Raw genomic sequence first — 20,110 nt, forward strand, 5'->3', positions numbered from 1 at the left:
CCCGCCCGCCCCCCCCCCCCCCCGGGCCCCCCCCCCCCCCCCCGGCCCCGCCCCCCCCGGGGGGGGGGGGGGGCCCGCCCCGGGGGGGGGCGGCCCCCCCCCGGCCCGGGGGGGGGGCGGGCGCCCGGCCGATGGTCCGCCGCACGGGGGCGGCGCACCATCGGCCCGTGCGGCCGGATCACCCCTTCGTGGTGCCCGCGCGCAGCCGCTCGATCATGTGCCGGGTCGTCTCGATGGGGCTCTCCTCAGGGAGGTCCCGGGTACGCGCCGGCAGCGCCGCGTTGAGCTTGGCCACCTTGTCGTTCCAGTCCTCCTGGCCGGCGAAGGGGATCGTCTCGCCCTCCTGGTAGGTGGGGAAGGGACGGTAGTTGTTCAGGCCGGCCGCGTCGGTTCCGCGCACCAGCAGCGGGTCGAGGTAGATCCCCTCGCTGTGGATGCGCGTGGTCGTCGCGATGTAGCCGATGTCCAGACCGCACCGCCGCTTGGCGGAGGTGTTCGCCTCCGAGTAGTGCAGCAGGTGGGGGTGGTGGATGGAGACGTCGCCCGGCTGGAGCTCGATGTCCACGACGCCGCGCTTGTCGATCCACTCCCGCACGATGTCCTCGTCGGAGGCGGAGAACAGCATGTTGTCCGTGTCCGTGCGCGACGACGGCTTGTGCAGCGGCAGTTCGTGACTGCCGGGGATCATCCGCAGGCAGCCGTTCTCCGTGCTGCTCTCGTCGACGGCCAGCCACACCGTCAGCGCCTCCATCGGGCTCAGCGTCCAGTACGCGCCGTCCTGGTGCCACAGCACGGGCTGCCCGTTGTAGGGGGGCTTGCAGATGTAGTGGGCGGTGAAGCACCCCAGGTCGGGGCCGAGGAAGAACTCCGCGATGTCGACCAGGCGGGAGTCGGAGACCAGACGTGCCCAGAAGGCGTCGTTGCGGATCAGCGGGTGGTGGAAGTGCTCGGGACGCAGATCCGGGTACTTCTGGGTGAGCCAGTCGACGTGGGCGGCCGCCTCCTCGAGGAGCTCCCGGTCAATGACATTGCGGATGATGGAGAAGCCCTGCTCGGCGTATTCCTTCGCCGCCTTCTCCAGTACGCCTTCGTCAAGTGTGGTCATGCGTCAACTCCTTCTCGGGTGTCAGGTACCGCTTACCGCGCGGAAGAATGCGGAAAGCCGCCTCGGCGTACCGTCCGCGGGCTCCGTCGATTCGGCGCGGACCGTGTGCAGGTGGTCGAATGGGAGGGTCGACGCGGCATCGCCTGATATGCGGCCGCTCATCGGCCGGGCGGACGGCCCGCGACCCGGCTCGCAGCCCGGCGATTTCGCCGGGTGACGCCGGCCGGTCGCGGCGGCGGTCCCCGGGCCTTCTCGCGGTTCGCCCAGCAGTTCCCTACTCTCTCGGCCGCCCAAGAGGGTGTCAACGTTTCGAGGAACTCAGGGCTTTGCCGATACCACACCCGCGTTTCCGGTATTGCGCGCCCGGCCGGTCCGGATGCCGATCCGCTCTGTCCCGCTGACGGGACAGGATGCACGACAATCGCCTTTCCGAAACGCTGGAACAGCGGGAATCGACCGTTCCTCCAGTCAAGTTCATTCACGGTTCGAGGGGAGCCACATATGTTCTTGAGCACCCCGACGAGGCGGCATTCAACCGACACCAGCTCAAGGCTGAGTTGTCCGGCGGACGAGGATGACGTGACTATGTCCAGAAAAGCAGGGCCGATCCGGCTGAGTGTCACCGACCTGCACGCGTCGGTCGACGATCCCGCGCTCACTTCCATGACGCTGCTCAATGAGCTCGCCGGAAGGTATCCGGACGCGGTGTCGTTCTCCGCGGGCCGCCCGTTCGAAGGCTTCTACGACGTCGACGACCTCTCCCGTCACCTCAGGACGTTCCGGAACTATCTGGAGGTCGACAAAGGCCTGTCCGCGGAGCAGGTGCGGCGCACGTTCTTCCAGTACGGCCGCACGAAAGGGTTCATCCACGAACTCATAGCGCGCCAGCTGGAGGTCGACGAGAACCTGAAGGTCGACCCGGAGAGCATCGTGGTGACCACCGGCTGCCAGGAGGCGATGGTGCTGCTGCTGCGCACGCTCGTCCGGGACACGCGCGACGTCGTCCTCGCCGCCACCCCCAACTATGTCGGGTTCATCGGCGCGGCGCGGGTGGCCGGCGCGCCGTTGCGTTCCGTGCGGGAACACGACGGGGGCATCGACCTGGAGGACCTGGAGCGGCAGATACGGGCGGCGCGGCGCGAGGGCCTGCGGCCGCGTGCCTGTTACGTCGTTCCCGACTTCGCCAACCCCAGTGGCGCGAGCATGTGTCTGGCGGACCGGATCGCCCTGCTGGAGCTGGCGGGGCGGGAGGAGATCCTGGTCATCGAGGACAACCCGTACTCCCTCTTCCGCGCGGCCGGTTCCCCGCTGCCCACGCTCAAGGCCCTGGACGAGCGGCATCAGGTGGTCCACCTCGGGTCGTTCGCGAAGTCCGCCTTCGCCGGTGCCCGCGTGGGCTACGTCATCGCCGACCAGCCCGTGACGGCGACGGGCGCCTCGCACGAGGAGCCGGTGCTGCTCGCCGACCATCTCGCCAGGCTGAAGAGCATGGTCACCCTCAACACCTCGACCGTCGCGCAGGCGGTGATCGGCGGATACCTCCTTCAAAACGGCTGCAGTCTCAAGCGGGCCACCGCCCGCGAGGCCGAGGTCTACCGCCGCAACCTCGCGACCATGCTGGAGAGTCTGCACTCCGTCTTCGCTCCGGCGCCGGGCACCGTGCAGGACGTCTCGTGGAACACACCCGAGGGCGGGATGTTCGTCGTCCTCACGCTGCCGTTCCGGGCGGACGACGCCATGCTCGAGTACTCGGCCTCCCGGTTCGGCGTCCTGTGGACGCCCATGGACCACTTCTACGGCGGCACCTCCGGGTTCCGCCAGGCCCGGCTCTCCTTCAGTGTGCTCAGCCCCGAGCAGATCGCCCTGGGCGTGGAGCGGCTGGGCAAACTCGTCCAGGACCAGCGCGCCCGCGACCGCGCCGGCGTCGCACCCGCACGAGGCGGCCGCGGCCGGCTGCTGGAGCCCCAGACCGCGTGAGCGGTGGACAAAAGGGGCGGCCCCGAACGCGGTGCGTTCGGGGCCGCCCCTTTTCATGGCGCCGGGGTCAGGTGTTCACAGCCGTACCGGGAGTGTGTTGAGCAGCCGGGCGCCGCCCGGGGTGGCTTCGGTGTAGCGCAACCGGTCGCGGCTGACGGTGACTTCGAGGGTGTCGCGCTGAAGGAGCAGGTGGTCGAGGGCGATCTCGGCTTCGAGCTGGGCCAGCGCGGCGCCGGGGCAGTAGTGCGGGCCCGCCCCGTAGGAGAGATTGCTCTGCCCGCGCTCCATGACCCGCTCCACGTCGCACCGCTCGGGGTCGGCGAAGACCCGCGGGTCGTAGTTGGCCGACAGGTACGAGCCCGTCAGGGCGTCGCCCTTGGAGATCTGGACACCGGCGAACTCCATGTCCTCGGTGGCGTAGCGGGGTCCGGCGGTCGGGACGGGGTTCGCGATCCGCATCAGCTCGTTGACGGCGTGCGGCAGGACCTCCGGCTTCGCGCGCAGCAGGGCGAGCTGGTCGGGGTTGTCGAAGAGGGCGAGGACCGCGTTGGGGATGAAGTGGGAGGTGGAGTGGTGGCCGTTGTTGACGACGGTGAGCACCACCGAGACGATCTCCTCCTCGCTGAGCTGGTCGCCGTCCACGTCCCGCGCCTCCACCAGGGCGGAGACCATGTCCTGCGCGGGCTCGGCCCGGCGGCGCACGATGAGCTCCTTGACGTAGTCGACCATGGACCGGCCGCTCGCGGCGATGTCGGCGTCGGGGGCGGTGTACTCGTTCATCCACCCGCGCACCTGCGGCTGATCGGCCTTGTCGATGCCGATGAGCTCGCAGATGACCGTGCCGGTCAGCGGTGAGGAGTACTCCTCGATGAGGTCACCGGAGCCCTTGAGGGCGAGGGCGTCGAGGAATTCCGCGGAGATCTCCTCGATGCGGGACCGCAGGGCCTTCATGCGCCGGACGGTGAACGCCGGTGTCACCAGGCGGCGCTGGCGGGCGTGTTCCTTGCCGTCCTTGAGCATCATGTTCGCGGCGACGTAGGGCACGAACTCGTCGGGCAGGTCGAGGGCGGCGACCATCTGGTCCGCCACGCTGGGCCCCTGGTGGCCGGGCACGTTGCTGTAGTCCACCACCAGCCGCGGGTCGCTCAGCGCCGCCTTGACGTCCTCGTTCCGCGTGACCAGCCAGACCCGCGGGCCGCCGGGGAACCCGATCCGCACGAGCGGGGCCTCTTCCCGCAGGCGCGCGTAGGCGCAGACGGGATTCTCCGTGAACTCGGGGTTCGTCAGGCTGACAATCGACTCGGCCATGGTTGCCGTCTCCTTAGGGATGTCGTCGAACGGGTGGCAAGCCCAGTGGGGGGTTACGGGGTGTGCGGCAGCACGACGCCGCCCCGGCGAAACGTGGTTCGCCGAGGCGGCTCGGGGGGTCCGGCCGGTGGGCGCCGGCCGGTGGGGGTCAGGCGCGCTTCTTGAAGGTGGACAGCGCCCACACGTAGCCGAGGACGGCGAACCCGAGGCACCAGGCGACGGCGGCGATCGCGTCGCCGTTCGACACGTGGCCGGCCAGCAGTCCGCGCAGCGTCTCGATGATCGGGGTGAAGGGCTGGTACTCGGCGAACTGCTTCACGCCGGCGCCCATCGTGTCCGCGGGCACGAACGCGCTGCTGAGGAACGGCAGCATGATCAGCGGCACGGTGGCCAGGCCGGCCGACTCGGTGGTCTTCGCGGCCAGGCCCATGGCGACGGTGAGCCAGCTCGCGCCGACGGCCAGGAGCACGAACAGGCCGAGCACACCGAGCCAGTCCAGAGCGCTCGCCTCGGGGTCGAACCCCATGGCGAAGGCCACGCCGACGATGGCGGCGGAGGCCACCAGGCAGCGCACCGTGGTGACGACGACGTGTCCGGTGAGCATGGCCCCGCGGGAGACGTCCATGGTCTTGAACCGGTTGATGATGCCCTTGGTCATGTCGTCGTTCACGGCCGTCGCGGTGGCCCCGAGTCCGTAGCTGACGGCCATCACGAGCAGGCCCGGCGTCGCGTAGTCGATGTAGTGCTCGCCGACGCTGAAGGCCCCGCCGAACACCTTGACGAACATCAGCATGATGACGATCGGGAACAGGACCGCGTTGAACATCGTGGTGGGGTTGCGCAGGGTGTGCTTCACGTTGCGGCGCAACATGATGCTCGAGTCGGCGAACGCCGTCGCGACCGTGCTCATCGCGCGATCGCCTCCTTCTTCTCGCTCGTGTCCTCGGCGCTCTCGCTGTCCTGGCCGGTGTGCTCGGTCAGGGCGAGGAAGACGTCGTCGAGGTCCGGGGTGTGCACGGAGAATTCCTGTGCGTTGAGGGTGTGTTCGTCGAGGCGGTCCAGCAGGGCCCGCAGCGACCTCGACTGGCCGTCGCTGGGCACCCGCAGGGTCAGCTCCTCCTCGTCCCGCGTGGAGTCGGCGAAGATCCCCGCGGCGGCGTCGAGCTGGAAGACGTCGGAGAACCGGAGCCGTACGTGGGTGCCGGGGATCTGGCGCTTGAGTTCGTCGGCCGTGCCCTGGGCCACCAGGCGGCCCTGGTTGAGGACCGCGATCCGGTCGGCGAGCTGGTCGGCCTCCTCCAGGTACTGGGTGGTGAGGAAGATGGTGGTGCCCTCGGCCACCAGCTCGCGGACGATCCCCCACAGCGTGCGCCGGCTGCGCGGGTCGAGACCCGTCGTCGGCTCGTCGAGGAAGATGATCTGCGGGCTGCCGACCAGGGTCATCGCCAGGTCCAGCTTGCGGCGCATACCGCCGGAGTAGGCCGACGCCAGCTTGTCCGCCGACTCCCCCAGGTCGAACCGCTCCAGCAGCCGGTCGACCACCTGGCCGCCGGAGCGCACGCGCTTGAGGTCCGCCATCAGCTGCAGGTTCTCGCGGCCCGACAGCAGATCGTCCACTGCGGCGAACTGGCCGGTCACACCGATGGCGGCGCGCACCTCCTTGGTCGCGGTCGCCACGTCGTGCCCGGCGACGTGCACCGTTCCGGCGTCGGCGGTGAGCAGCGTCGTGAGGACGTTCACCGTGGTCGTCTTGCCCGCTCCGTTGGGCCCGAGCAGGGAGAAAACCGATCCCGAGGCGACTTCGAGGTCGATGCCGTCGAGAACGACCTTGTCGCCATATGCCTTGCGCAGCCCTGAAACTGCGATAGCGGAACTCTTCATGCCCCCACTGTCGGGCCGGGGGCTGACAAGGCCCTGTCACACCCCTTTCACGGCCCTCAAGTCCTCCTCGACACCGCGGGCGCCCGCCCCGGAAGCGGAATCCGGAGCGGAAACGCAGGGAGTGAAGGGCGTCCGCCGCAGTGGGAGCGCGGCGGCGCAGGGTGTCCGCCGAGCGGAAGCGGACATGCGGAGTGCGGACATGCGAAGGGGGCGCCCGCCGCAGCGGGCACCCCCTTCGCGCGCACGGTGGCCCGGACGCCGCCGGGCCGGTTCGGCGCCGTCAGCGAGCGTGTCAGCGGCCCCGGGCGCACTCCGCCTCGATGACGTCCAGGATCTCCCGGCCCTGGTCGACCAGGTACATGTGGTCGCCGGGGAACTCGGTGTAGCTGAACGCGGCCGTGGTCGCGTCCCGCCACTGGCGGCCCTCCTCGGCGGTGACCAGGCCGTCGGCCTCGCCGCGCAGCGAGGTGATCGGCACCCGCACGGGATCGTCGGTGCTGGGGACGTAGGCCTCGTGCATCTCGCAGTCGGCCTGGAGGGTGGGCAGGATCAGCTCCCGCATCTCGGGGTGGTCCAGGGCCTCGTGCCGGAATCCGGCGAACTCCTCGACCCGGGCGAGGAATTCGTCGCCCTGGAGGCCCGCCGCGCGGCGTTCGCGCTGTGTCCAGGGTCCCGGCGAGCCGCTGACGACCAGCCGTTCGACGTGCACGCCGCGGGTGCTCAGCAGGTGCACCAGCTCGTAGGCGAGGACCGCGCCCAGGCTGTGCCCGAACAGTACGGCCCGGCTGCCTTCTTTGAGGTCGGCGGCGATGCCGTCGATCTCGTTCTTGGCCGCCTCGACGACGTTGCGGTACGGCTCGTCCAGGATCCGCCGTTCCCTGCCGGGCAGTTCGACCGAGGTCACCCGCCACCGGTCGGCGGCCAGGTCCTGCCACGGGTGGAAGAAGGAGGGTCCCGCTCCGGCGAACGGCACGCACAGCAGTGTGGTCCGCTCCCCCGTTTGCGCTGATGTGCCGGGTCCTGTCACCCCGACCAACTCCTCTCGTTCGTTTGCGGGTTGGTTCTGTCCGCTCACCGTTCGGCCAGTTTGCGGGCGACGACCCGCATGATCTGGCCCGCGGGCTTGGGCATGTGCAGGTCGTGGTGGGTGGCGTCCACGTCGTACTCCTCGATGGTGCCAAGGACGTGCGGCCGCCAGTCGGGGCCGTAGGAGGTCACTCCGTCGACCTTGTCCAGCCTGGCGTTGAAATAGAGGACGTCGCCGCGGTAGACCGGCGATTCGAAGACGCCCATCTTCTGCAGGTTGTTGGCGCCCACCTGCGACATGGTGTCGAGGAAGGCGTCCATGTTGCCGGTGTTCATGAACTTGCCGAAGACTTCCTCGATATCGGCGCGGTAGAGCTCCTTGGTCCGGCCGGCGACCTCGCGGAAGCCGTTGTTGGTGGCGGAGTTGGCCGGCTGGGAGTCCAGGACGGCGATGAGGCCGACCTCGAGGCCGCGCCGGTCCATCGCCTCGGCGACGGCGTGCGCGATGGGGCCGCCGAAGGACCAGCCGATCAGGTAGTAGGGGCCTTCCGGCTGGACGGCGAGGATCTGGTCCAGGTAGTCCTCGACCATCTCCTCCACCGAATTCGCCATCGGTTCCTTGCCGTTGGAGCCGCGGGACTGCAGGGAGTAGGCCGGCCGGTCGGGCACGTGTGGCGCGAAGGTGAAGAACGCCCAGCCGAGGCCGCCGCCGCCGTGGAAGAACCACACCGGCTCCTTGCCCGTGCCGGGGTCCCGGTTCAGCGGCAGCACGACGCCGAAGGAGTCGTCGTGGTCGCCGGGGACGCCGCCGATGAGCAGCAGGGCCGCGAGTTCGGCCACGGTCGGGTACTGGATGATCGTCCGCAGGGGCATGTCGACGCCGAAGTGCTTGCGGATGCGGGCGCTGAGCCGGGTGGCGAGCAGGGAGTGCCCGCCGAGGGCGAAGAAGTCGTCGTCGATGCCGACCCGCTCCAGCTTGAGCAGCTCGCTGAAGAAGGAGCACAGCTCCTCCTCGTGGGAGTTGCGCGGCTCGCCCTTGCTCACGGTGGTGGTGTGCTCCGCGGGCAGCGCCGCCCGGTCGATCTTTCCGGCCGGGTTCAGCGGGAGCCGCGACAGCGGTACGAAGGCGGCCGGGACCATGTAGTCCGGCAGCCGCGCGCCCAGGTGGGCGGGCAGTTCGGCCAGCAGCGGGCCGATCGCCTTGGCCAGCGCGGGTGCGTTGGCGCGGACGCGTCCGGCCACCGCGCTGGGCACGAAGGCTCCGGTGACGGTCCGCGGCCGGGGCAGCAGCACCGCGTCGAAGCTGTGGGCCCTCTCGCCCGACCAGGTGAGTACGGCGTCCAGGCCCTGCCGGCGCGCCCAGGCGGCGACGTCCTCGGGGTCGAGCGGCCTGCCGGTGGGGGCGTCCTCGGCGACGACACCGGCGAAGGTGGCCGCGGCGGCCTCCTCCGCCAGACGCGCGTTGGGTATGCCGCTCACCCGCAGCGGGCCGCCCGCCCGCTCCACCCGTCCGGTCAGCGCGGTGAGGTCGGAGACCTCGCCGCCCCAGGGCAGCGCGGGCACGCCGGTCAGGTCGAGGGCGTCGGCGGGCTCCTTGTGCAGGACGGCCTCGTAGCGGTGGCGGGTCAGCGCGTTGTGCGCCTGTCCGGCCTTGAGCCGGATGTCGGCGCCGACGGCGTGCCGCGCCGCCCACTCGGCGAACCATTCGGGGGCGATGAGCAGTTCCCGCTCGGCGAGCAGTGCCTGCTCCACCGCCGCCCGGATCTCCTCGTGGGAGGCGTAGGGCTGCTGTGCGCGCTGCTCCGCCGTCGCCAGGATCCGCTGGGTGGCGGCGTTGCGGACGTCGCCGACGATGATCCGGCCGCCGGGTGCGAGCAGGCCGAGAGCCTGGGTGAGCACCTGGTCGAGGTAGGCGGCGCTCGGGAAGTACTGGATGACGGAGTCGAGGACGACGGTGTCGAAGGTGCCCTGGGGCAGCCCCGAGAGGTCGTCGGCGGCCTGGACGCGCAGGTGGACCCGGTCGCCGTGGCCGGCCGCCTCGGCCTGGTGGCGGAGCCGGTCGATCGCGGTGGCGGAGATGTCGGTGGCCCAGTACGCGTCGACCTCGCCGGCGATCCTGGCGAGGAGCAGGCCGGAGCCGGCGCCGATCTCCAGGACCCGGCGCGGCGCGTACCGCAGGATGTGGGCGACCGAGGCGTCCTGCCACTGCCGCAGCTGTTCCGCGGGGATCGGCTCGCCGGCGTAGACGCTCTGCCAGGGCTGGAAGTCCTCGCCCCAGGCCTCGTCCGCGACGTCGGCGTGGGCGTCGTCGTGGATCTGGCGCCATTCCTCGATCTGGGCGGTGGTGTCGGGGACGGCGGCGTCGGGATCGGGTTCGATGTAGGCGACCAGGCGCTGGTCGCCCTTCTGGTCCTCGCGGACCACGACCGCGGCCTGTGCGACCGAGGGGTGTCCGCTCAGGACGTGGTCGATCTCGCCGAGTTCGATACGGAACCCGCGGACCTTGACCTGGGAGTCGGTGCGTCCGAGGTATTCGACCTGGCCGTCCCTGTTCCACTTCACCAGGTCGCCGGTGCGGTACATGCGCGCGCCGGCCGGTCCGAACGGGCAGGCCACGAAGCGTTCCGAGGTCAGTCCGGTCTGGCCGAGGTAGCCGCGGGCCAGGCAGGTCCCGGCGAGATAGAGCTCGCCGGCGACGCCGGGGGCGACCGGGCGCAGCGCCGCGTCCAGGATGTAGACCTGGTTGTTCCAGATGGGGGTGCCGATGGGGACGCGGTCGGTGCCGGGGACGTGCTGCCAGCCGGTGACCTCGACGGTGGCCTCGGTGGGGCCGTAGAGGTTGTTGGCGGTGCAGCCGGGCAGCAGGTCGGTGAAGCGGTTGGCCAGCGCGGGCGGGAAGGCCTCGGCGGCGACCTCGATCCAGCGCAGGCTGGTGCAGTGCGCGGCGGCGGGTTCGGTGACGAACGCGGACAGCAGCGAGGGCACGAAGAACGCGGCGGTGACCTGCTCGCGCCGGATCAGTTCGGCGAGGTAGGCGGGGTCGCGGCGGCCCTCGGCGCTGGCCACGACAACGCTGGCGCCCATCTGCAGGTTGGAGAACATCTCCGGGACCGAGGCGTCGAAGCTGGCGGAGGTGCTCATCAGCATCCGGTCCTCGACCGTGACCCCGAAGTGCTCCAGCCCCCACTCGATCCGGTTGGTGATCGAACGGTGCGCCACCGGCACGCCCTTGGGACCGCCGGTGGAACCGGAGGTGAAGATGACGTAGGCGGCGTTGTCCGGCGACAGGTCCCGCACGGGATCCGTGCCGGGGTAAGCGGAGACGTCGGGCAGCGTGTCCTCAAGAAGGAGCAGCGGCTTGGCGCTCGCCAGGACATGGCGTACGCGTTCGGCGGGCAGCTCGGTGTCCAGCGGCACATACGCGGCACCCGCCTTGACCACCCCGTACACCGCGACGAGCAGGTCCACCGAGCGGGGGATCTTCACGGCGATCAGCTGCTCGGGGCCGGCGCCCTGCTCGATGAGCCAGTGCGCGAGCTGGTTGGCGCGCCGGTTGAACTCGGCGTAGGTCAGGCTCTCGTGTTCGCCGACCACCGCGACGCGGTCGGGGGTGCGGGCGACCTGGGCCTCGAACGCGTCGGGCAGGGTCGTCGAGGCGACCGGACGGGCGGTGTCGTTGATCCGCCGCACCAGCCGGTCGCGTTCGTCGTCGCCCAGTACCTCGATCGAGCTGAGCGGGGCCTTGGGCGCGGTGGCCACCTGCTCGAGGACGCGTACGAACCGGTCGGCGAGGGCCTCGGCGGTGTCGCGGTCGAAGAGCTGGGTGGCGTACATGAGGTCGCCGCGCAGTGCGCCGGTGGTGTCGTAGGCCAGGCTGAAGAACAGGTCGGCCAGGGAGGTGTTGGTGAGGTACTGCTCGAACTCGACCTTGAGCCCGGGCAGTTCGAAGTCGGCCTTCTCGAAGCTCTGCCAGGCGAACATCACCTGGAACAGGGGCTGGTAGGAGGTGGAGCGCTCGGGGTTGAGCAGTTCGACCAGGGTCTCGAAGGGGACGTCCTGGTGCTCGTAGGCGGCCAGGGCCTTGTCGCGCACCTGCGGGAGCAGGTCGGTGAAGGAGGGGTTGCCGGAGAGGTCGACGCGCAGCACCTGGGTGTTGACGAACAGGCCGACCAGATCGGCCAGGCCTTCGTCGGTGCGGCCGGCGATCGGGTTGCCGATGGTGACGTCCTCGCCGCCGCTGAGCTTGCCCAGCAGCACGCCGAGGGCGGCCTGGACGACCATCGACATGGTCATGCCGCGTTCGTCGGCGAGTTTCTGCAGTTTGGCCGCGACCTGCGGCCGCACCACGAGCGGGAGCGAGTCGCCCTTGGAGTCCCGGGTCGCGGGCCGCGGGCGGTCCAGCGGCAGGCTGAGCGGCTGGGGCACTCCGGCCAGTTCCTTGCGCCAGTGGTTGGCCTGGGCCGCGGCCAGCGAGCCGGGGTCGGCGACGTCGCCGAGGAGTTCGCGCTGCCACAGCGCGTAGTCCTTGTAGGTCACGGCCAGCGGCTCGTACCGGGGTGCCCGGCCGGCCAGGCGGGCGGTGTAGGCGGTGGTCAGGTCGCGTGCCAGAGGGCCGCCGGAGACGCCGTCGGAGGCGATGTGGTGGATGAGCAGGACCAGAACGTGTTCCTCGGGCGAGCAGCGGAACAGGCGTACCTGGAAGGGGATGTCGGCCATCAGGTCGAAGCGGTGCGCGATGAACGCGTCGACCGCGTCGTCCAGGCCGTCGGGTTCCACCTCGATGACCGGCACCTCCACCGGTGCCTGGGCCGCGGGCAGGATCCGCTGGTGGGGCTCGTCGTTGTCGTCCAGCACGTAGGTGGTGCGCAGCGTCTCGTGGCGGGCGACCACGTCGCCGATGGCCTCGACGAGGGCGGTCTCGTCCAGGGGCCCCTTCAGCCGGAAGGCCGGGGAGATGTTGTAGGTCTCTGCCCCGCCCTCCAGCTGGTGCGTGAGCCACATGCGGCGCTGTGCAAACGAAAGCGGAATCACAGGTTCTACTCCTCTGGGATCATCCTGCGCAGGGCGGGGCGAAGGGGTACGGCCGATTCCTCCGACCAGGCGGCGAGCGCCGCGACCGTCGGCAGGTCGAAGATCTTCCGGATGGGTATCTCCATCCCGATCTCTGAGCGGGCCCGGGTGATCAGCCGGGTGGCGAGCAGGGAGTGCCCGCCGAGCTCGAAGAAGCCGTCGTCGACACCGACCTTCTCCAGGCCGAGCACCTCGGCGAACAGCCTGGCCAGCGCTTCCTCGCGCGGGGTGGTGGGCGCCCTGAAGGGGGTGGCGGAGGTGAGGTCGGGTGCGGGCAGGGCCTTGAGGTCGAGCTTGCCGTTGGGCGACAGGGGCAGCCGCTCCAGCGGCACGTAGGCGGCGGGCACCATGTACTCGGGCAGCCGGTCGGCCAGATGTTCCTGGATCTCGGCCGCGTCCGGCACGCTCGCGCCGTCGGCAGGGACGAGGTAGGCGGCCAGGTAGGGGGTGGTGTCGCCGGGCTGCTGGGTCACGACGGCGACCTGGGCGATGCGCGGATGGGTGGTCAGGGCGGCCTCGACCTCGGCGGGTTCCACGCGGTAGCCGCGGATCTTCACCTGGGTGTCGATGCGGCCCAGGTGCTGCAGCTCGCCGCCCGGGGTGAAGCGGGCCAGGTCGCCGGTGCGGTACATCCGCGAGCCGGCTGGCCCGTAGGGGTCGGGGACGAAGCGGTCCGCGGTCAGGGCCGCCTGGCGGTGGTAGCCGCGGCCGGCTCCGGCCAGGTACAGCTCGCCCGGGGTGCCCGCGGGCAGCAGGCCGAGGCCGGGGCCGAGGATGTAGGCCCGTACGCCGGGGAAGGGACGGCCGATGGGCACGCCCGCGGTGTAGGGCTCGTCGGGGTCCAGGAGGAATCCGGTGGCGTAGAACGTCTCGCTGGGGCCGTAGCTGTTGATGACGCGGGCCTTGGGCCAGCGGGTGCGCACCCGCTGGGCCAGGACCGGGGTCAGCACCTCCCCGGAGATGTTCAGTGCCGTGGGGTCGATGCGGTCGGCGAGCTGGTCGACGAGCTCGGCGAAGGCGGAGGGGACCGAGCAGATGACGTCGATGTCCCAGCTGTCGCGTTCGGCCAGTTCCAGCACGTCGCGCACGATCTCGGCGGTGCCGCCCCGGGTGAGGGCGGCGAACGTCTCGAAGGTGGCGACGTCGAAGCCGAAGGAGGCGGCGACCAGGATGCGCCGTCCGGCTTCCGCCCCGGCCTGCGTGACCATCGTGTCCACGGCGTTGACGACGGTGGACTGGGTGACGCCCACGCCCTTGGGCACGCCGGTGGAGCCGGAGGTGTAGATGACGTAGGCGAGGCTGTCGGGACCGGCCTTGGGCCGTGCCCCGGCCCGCGGGGTGGCCGCGGCGGCGGTGAGGTCGATGCCGTCGAGGTCCAGGACGGGGATGTCGGTGGCGGGGACGAGGCCGCGGGTGCCGGCGTCGGTCAGGACCAGGTGGGGCCGGGCGGTGGGCAGGACGTGCGGGAGCCGGGCGGCGGCGTAGGCGGGGTCGACGGGCAGATAGGCGCCGCCCGCCTTGAGTACGCCCAGCAGGGCCGCGACCATGTTCACGGTGCGCGGCAGGACCACGCCGACGACGGTCTCCGGGCCCACCCCGTGCCGGGCCAGCTCGGCCGCGAGGGCCTCGGCGCGGGCGTCCAGTTCGGCGTACGTCAGCGACTCGCCCGCCGCGGCCACGGCGACCTTGTCCGGGATCCTGGCCACCTGTGCCTCGACCAGTTCGGTGAGCGTGACGTGGCGGGCCCGGGCGGCGGCGTCGTCGAAGGGGGCCAGCATCCGCTCGCGTTCGCCCTCCTGGAGCGCGTCGATCCGCGCGATCCTCAGCGCGGGGTCGGCCGCCAGCTGCCGCAGGAGGCGCACGAGGCGGTCCGCGTACGTCTGGACCGTGTCCCGGTCGAAGACGCCCGGCGCGTACTGGATGACGAGCTGCAGATGCGGGTCGGCCGCCGCGGTCAGGCACAGCGCGTAGTGGTTGCCGGCGGACGGGCGCAGGCCGGTGAAGGTGATCCCGTCCGCGGCGTCGCTGGCGTCCTCCAGGCCCTCCCGGTCGACCGGGTAGGACTCGAAGACGACCAGGGTGTCGAACAGGGACCGCACCCCGGCGGACTTCTGGATCTCGGCGAGCCCGTGGTGGTGGTGCTCCGCCAGGCCGGCCTGGCGGCGCTGGAGGCGCTCCAGGACCTCGCCGACGGTGTCGCCGGGCGCGTGGGTCACCCGTACGGGAAGGGTGTTGATGAACATGCCGACCATCGACTCCACGTCCGTCACCGCGGGCGGGCGCCCGGAGACGGTCGCGCCGAACACCACGTCCTGGCGGCCGGTGAGCTGGCCCAGCAGCAGCGCCCAGGCGCCCTGCACCAGGGTGTTGACGGTGATGCCCAGCTCGGAGGAGCGGCGCACCAGTTCGTGTGCCTCCTCGACCGGCAGCGCGACCTCGACCTGGTCGCGGACGCCGTCGTCCGTGTCGGCGGAGTCGGGGGCGAGCAGGGCGGGCTCGCCGATCCCGTCGAGTTCGGCCGCCCACGCCCGCGCCGCCTCTTCGGGGTCCTGGCGGGTGAGCCAGGACAGGAAGTCGCCGTAGTCGCGGGTGGCGGGCAGCGCGGAGGCGTCGCCGTCGGAGGCGTACAGCAGCAGCAGGTCCTGCATGAGCAGCGGTGTGGACCAGCCGTCGTAGAGGGCGTGGTGGGCGGTCAGGACGAGTTCGGGCCGGTCGGGGTCGAGGACGGCCAGGGCCAGGCGCATCAGCGGCGGGGTGTCCGTGTCGAAGTAGGCCTTCTGGTCCTCGGTGAGGAACCGTTCGAACGTCTCCTCGCGTTGCGGTGCGTCGAGGGCGGTCAGGTCGAGGTGCCGCCAGGGCAGTGTCACCGACTGCGGGATCACCTGGACGAGGTCGCCGTCGGCCCGGTCGACGAACGCGGCGCGCAGGACGGGGTGGCGGTCCAGGAGTGCCTGCCCCGCGCGGTGCATCCGCTGCGGGTCGACCCTGCCGGACAGGTGGAACACCAGCTGGATGTGGTACGGGTCGAACGACGCCCCGGCGAGCTTGGCCTGGAAGAGGATCCCGGACTGGGCGGGGGTGGCCGGCCAGATCTTGGCGAGGGTGCCGAAGCGGGCCTCCCAGGCGTCGATCTCCGTCTGGCCGACGGGGACCAGGGGTGCGTCGCTGGGGGTGAGGCCGCCGGCGTCGGGGGTGGTGGCGTGGTGGGCCAGCGCGGTCAGCGCCTGGGTCCACAGGGCGGCCAGTTCGGTGACGTCCTCGCGGGACAGGACGCCGGTGGGGAAGCCGAAGTAGGCGGTCAGTTCGTCGCCGTCGCCGGTGTCGGTGGCCACCGCGTTGATCTCCAGGGCGGAGAGGACCGGCATGTCCGCGTCGGGTGCGGCGATCAGGTCGCGGTGGGTGGTGTCGGGTGCCCAGCCAAGGCCCCGCAGTTCCTCGGGGATGTCCGCGCCGGAGGCCTTGCCGAGGTAGTTGAAGCCGATCTGCGGGCGGCGCAGGCGGGCCAGGGCGGGCGCGGTCCTCGCGTTGAGGTGGCGCAGCAGGCCGTATCCCATGCCGTGGTCGGGGACGGCCCGCAGCTGTTCCTTGACGGCCTTGACGGCCCGGCCGGCGGCGGGGCCGCCGGCGAACGCGTCGGCGAGGTCGATGCCGGTGACGTCCAGGCCGACCGGGTACATGGCGGTGAACCAGCCGACGGTGGCGGACAGGTCGGCGCCGGGTACGAGGTGGTCCTCGCGGCCGTGGCCCTCCAGGCGGACGAGGGCCGGGGTGGCGGGCAGGCCGCGGGTGCGGCGCCAGCGGGCCAGGGCCAGGGCGAGGCCGGCCAGCAGGCCGTCGTCGACGCCGCCGCGGAAGAGGGCGGGCACGGTGTTGAGGAGGGTGGCGGTGACATCGGCCGGGAGCTGGACGCGGACGGTGTCGACGGTGGAGGTGACATCGCGTGCGGGGTCCAGCGGGCGGGCGCCCAGGACCGGTTCGTCGCCGGCGAGGATGTCCTGCCACAGCGGCAGTTCGGCGACGCGCCCGGCGGTGGCGGCCTGCTCGGCGAGCGCGTGCGTCCAGCGGCGCAGCGAGGTGCCCGCGGGTGCCGGCCGGGGTTCGAGGCCGGTCTTGACCCGCTGCCAGGCGGCCACCAGGTCGGGCAGCAGGATCCGCCAGGACACCCCGTCGACGACCAGGTGGTGCAGCACGACCAGCAGCCGGTCGGCCCCGGTGGCGCAGGTGAACCGCACGAACTGGGCCATCACGCCGGCGTCCGGGTCCAGGCGGTCCGCGGCCGCGTCCAGCTCGGCCTGCACGGTGGCGGCGTCGTAGGGGACCTCGCGCACCAGCGCGGCGGCGTCCACGCTGCCGGCCTCCCGCATGCGCAGGCCCTTCTCGGCCCGGTCCAGGTGGGAGCGCAGCACGTCGTGCCGGTCCAGGACGGCCTGCAGGGTCGCGGTGAGGCCGGCGCGGTCGATGTCCTGGGGCAGGGTCAGCAGCGCGGACATGCAGAACCGGCCGACGGGGCCGCCCAGGGCCAGGACGTGGGCGGCGGTGGGCGGGAGCGGGGCCCAGCCCACGCCGGCGCCCGGCAGTTCGGCCAGGCTCACGCGCTCCTCGTCGGCCCGGTCCTCGACCAGCTCGGCGAGCCGGGCGACGGTGCGGTGCTCGAAGATCTCCCGTGTGGTGACGAGGACGCCGCGGGTCTTGGCGCGTGCCACGACCTGGATGGAGCGGATGCTGTCGCCGCCGCCGGTGAAGAAGTCGTCGTCGACGCCCACCTGCCCGGCGCCCAGGACGTCGGCGTACACCTCGGCCAGTACCCGCTCGGTGTCGGTGCGCGGGGCGCGGTACTGGGTGCCGGTGAACTGCGGTTCGGGCAGGGCGGCGCGGTCCAGTTTGCCGTTGGCGGTCAGCGGCAGTCTTTCGAGGACCACGAGTTGGGCGGGGACCATGTAGTCGGGCAGCCGCTTGGCCGCGAACCGGCGCAGGTCGGCCACCGAGACACTGGCGTTGATGTCCACGTCGCCGCCGCCGGCGACGGCGCCGGCCTGGGCCACATAGCCGACGAGCCGCTGGGTGCCGGTGTGGTCGGCGCACACGGTGACGACGGCCTGGGTGACGGCGGGGTGCTGGGCCAGGACGGTCTCGATCTCGGTGGGCTCGACGCGGATGCCGTTCACCTTGACCTGGTCGTCGGCGCGTCCGGCGTACCTGAGCCGGCCCTCGGCGTCCCACCGGGCCAGGTCGCCGGTGCGGTACATCCGCGAGCCGGCGGGCCCGTAGGGGTCGGGGACGAAGCGTTCCGCGGTGGCGGCGCCGTTGCGGTGGTAGCCGCGGGCGACCGGGCCGGCCACGTACAGTTCGCCGATCACGCCCTGCGGGGCCGGGGCGAGTTCGGGTCCCAGGACGTGGGCGCGCAGGTTGGCCAGCGGAGTGCCGACCGCTACCGCGCCGGTGTCGCTCCCCTGGCGCGGGACGGTGTGGGTGGAGGCGTAGAAGCTCTCGGTCTGGCCGTAGGCGTTGATGACGCGGGTGTCGGGCAGGATCCGGCGCACCGTGCGGACCAGGTCCGCGGAGAGCGCCTCACCGGCGAAGATCACGGTTTCGACGTCGAGGCGCAGTCCGGGGCCGCCGTCGGTGGCGACCTGGTCGAGCAGGGCGGCGAACACGGTCGGCACGGCGCTGATGGTGGTGCCCGACCAGGCGTCGCGTTCGGCGAGTTCGAGGACGTCGCGGACGATCTCGACGCTCGCGCCGCAGGTCAGCGCGGTGAAGATCTCGAACACGGAGACGTCGAAGTTGACCGAGGTCGCCGCGAGCATCCGCGAGCCGGCCCCGACGTGGGTGCGTCGGGCCAGGTCCCGTACGCCGTTGACCACGGCGGCGTGGGTGACGGCGACGCCCTTGGGGGTGCCGGTCGAGCCGGAGGTGAACATCACGTAGGCGAGATGGTCCGGGCCGGTGCCGGCGTCGGGTGCCTGGACGGCGGGCCCGTCCAGGTTCAGGTCGTCCAGGTGCAGGACGCGCCGTGTGCCCTGGGCGAGGGTGGGCGCCGTCGCGTGGTCGCTGACCACCAGGGCCGGATCGGCGGTGGTGAGCAGCAGGTCGACGCGCGCGGCCGGGTAGTTCGGGTCGACGGGCAGGTAGGCGCCGCCGGCCTTGAGGACGGCGAGGAGGGCTACGGCCAGGTCCGCGGAGCGGGGCAGTGCCACGGCGACCAGGACGTCGGGTCCCACGCCGTGCTCGCGCAGTACGGCGGCCAGCCGTCCGGCGCGGGTCTCCAGTTCGCGGTACGACAGTTCGGTGGGGCCGCAGACCACGGCGGTCGCGTCCGGTGTCCGCGCCGCCTGGGCGGCGACCAGGTCCGCCACCGTCGCATCGGGCACGGGGGCCGCGGTGTCGTTCAGCCGGGCCAGCCGGTCCTGTTCGTCCGTGGTGAGGACCTCCACCCGGCCCAGGCGGGTGGAGGGGTCGGTGACGACCTGGCGCAGTACGCGGACGTAGCGGTCGACCAGGCTCTGGGCGGTGGAGTGGTCGAACAGTTCCGTCGCGTACTCCAGGCGTCCGTAGGCGCGGCCCGAGGGGTCGGGGACGATGTTGAAGAACAGGTCGAACTTGGCGGTGTCGGTGCCCAGCGGGACGGGGGTGGCCTTGAGGCCGGGCACCTCCAGGGGGGACCAGGCGAACTGCCAGGCCAGCATCACCTGGAACAGCGGCTGGTAGGCGGTGGTGCGGTCGGGGTTGAGGAGTTCCACCAGGTGTTCGAAGGGGACGTCCTGGTTGTCGTAGGCGCCGAGCGCCCGGTCGCGGACCTGGTCCAGCAGATCGCCGAACGTGGGGTTGCGGGAGAGGTCGACGCGCAGCACCCAGGTGTTGGCGAAGAACCCGATCAAGTCTTCCAGCTGCTCGTCGGGGCGCCCTTCGATGGGGCTGCCGATGGTGAGGTCGTTGCCGGCGCCGAGGTGGTGCAGCAGCACCGCGAGCGCGGCCTGCGCGACCATCGGCGCGGTGGCGCCGTGCTCGGCGGCCAGGCGGCCGATCCCGGTGACCACGTCGGGGTCGAGTTCGAGGTCGACATGGCCGCCGGCGTGGCCGGCCGAGGTGGGCCGCGGGCGGTCCAGCGGCAGCTGCACCGGCTGCGGCACTCCGGACAGCTCGCGGCGCCAGTAGTCGAGTTGTTCGAAGGCGACGCTGTCGGGGTCGTCCTCGTCGCCCAGCATCTGGCGCTGCCACACGGTGTAGTCCTTGTACTGCACCGCGAGCGGCTGCCAGTCGGGTGCCTGGCCGCGCCCGCGGGCGGCGTAGGCGGCCAGCAGGTCCCGCAGGAAGGGGGCCATCGAGGCGCCGTCCGCGGCGACGTGGTGGAAGACGAACACCAGCACGTGCTCGTGCGCGGAGAGGCGGAAGACGCGGGTGCGCAGCGGCAGGTCCGCCTCCAGTTCGAAGCCTTCGCCCACGAAGCGGCGCATCGCGTCGTCCACGGCGTCCGCGGTCACGTCGACCACCCGGAAGGCGAGGTCGGCCTCCTCGGGTGCCAGGATGCGCTGCTCCGGGGTGCCGTCCTGCCTCTCGACGAGCAGGGTGCGCAGGCTCTCGTGCCGGGTGACGACGTCGGTCACCGCCGCGGCCAGGGCCTTGGTGTCCAGCGGCCCGTCCAGGCGCAGCACGAACGGGATGTTGTACGTCGCGGACGGCCCCTGCAGACGGTGGAGGAACCACAGCCGGCGCTGGGCGAAGGACAACGGGATCATCGTGCTA

At 71.7% G+C, this 20,110-nt stretch carries 8 protein-coding genes; 1 reads left to right on the forward strand and 7 read right to left on the reverse strand.

The genetic code is table 11. From position 1 onward, the window contains the following. Positions 1 to 178 precede the first annotated feature (178 nt). Positions 179 to 1,105 carry a phytanoyl-CoA dioxygenase family protein gene (locus ACF07B_RS07540; protein WP_392178140.1) on the reverse strand — a complete coding sequence of 309 codons (927 nt, stop codon included), beginning with the start codon at positions 1,103 to 1,105 and terminating at the stop codon, positions 179 to 181. A 585-nt stretch (positions 1,106 to 1,690) separates the two neighbouring features. Between ACF07B_RS07540 and ACF07B_RS07545 the strand changes: the two genes are divergently transcribed. Then, positions 1,691 to 3,082: a PLP-dependent aminotransferase family protein gene (locus ACF07B_RS07545; RefSeq protein WP_392178141.1), complete on the forward strand. Its 1,392-nt coding sequence runs from the start codon at positions 1,691 to 1,693 to the stop codon at positions 3,080 to 3,082. Between the two features lie 75 nt (positions 3,083 to 3,157). Here the strand turns inward: ACF07B_RS07545 and ACF07B_RS07550 are convergent, their stop codons facing one another. The 6 genes from ACF07B_RS07550 to ACF07B_RS07575 form a co-directional block, all read right to left on the reverse strand. Next, a complete protein-coding gene (locus ACF07B_RS07550; RefSeq protein ID WP_392178142.1) occupies positions 3,158 to 4,390 on the reverse strand; it encodes a cytochrome P450 in 1,233 nt (410 codons plus the stop codon). Between the two features lie 148 nt (positions 4,391 to 4,538). Then, positions 4,539 to 5,300 carry an ABC transporter permease gene (locus ACF07B_RS07555; protein WP_392178143.1) on the reverse strand — a complete coding sequence of 254 codons (762 nt, stop codon included), beginning with the start codon at positions 5,298 to 5,300 and terminating at the stop codon, positions 4,539 to 4,541. Next, on the reverse strand, positions 5,297 to 6,271 hold the full coding sequence (locus ACF07B_RS07560) for an ATP-binding cassette domain-containing protein (RefSeq protein ID WP_392178144.1): 975 nt from the start codon (positions 6,269 to 6,271) through the stop codon (positions 5,297 to 5,299). Before ACF07B_RS07560 ends, ACF07B_RS07555 begins: the two co-directional genes overlap by 4 nt. Positions 6,272 to 6,563: 292 nt before the next feature. Continuing rightward, positions 6,564 to 7,250, reverse strand: coding sequence for a thioesterase II family protein (locus ACF07B_RS07565; protein ID WP_392178728.1), 687 nt, complete (start codon positions 7,248 to 7,250; stop codon positions 6,564 to 6,566). A gap of 92 nt (positions 7,251 to 7,342) precedes the next feature. Next, entirely contained in the window at positions 7,343 to 12,328 is a 4,986-nt protein-coding gene (locus tag ACF07B_RS07570; protein WP_392178145.1) for an amino acid adenylation domain-containing protein, read from the reverse strand. Between the two features lie 5 nt (positions 12,329 to 12,333). Next, positions 12,334 to 20,103: an amino acid adenylation domain-containing protein gene (locus ACF07B_RS07575; protein WP_392178146.1), complete on the reverse strand. Its 7,770-nt coding sequence runs from the start codon at positions 20,101 to 20,103 to the stop codon at positions 12,334 to 12,336. Positions 20,104 to 20,110 lie beyond the last annotated feature (7 nt).

It is taken from the genome of Streptomyces sp. NPDC015532 (assembly GCF_043078065.1).
Classification (GTDB): domain Bacteria; phylum Actinomycetota; class Actinomycetes; order Streptomycetales; family Streptomycetaceae; genus Streptomyces.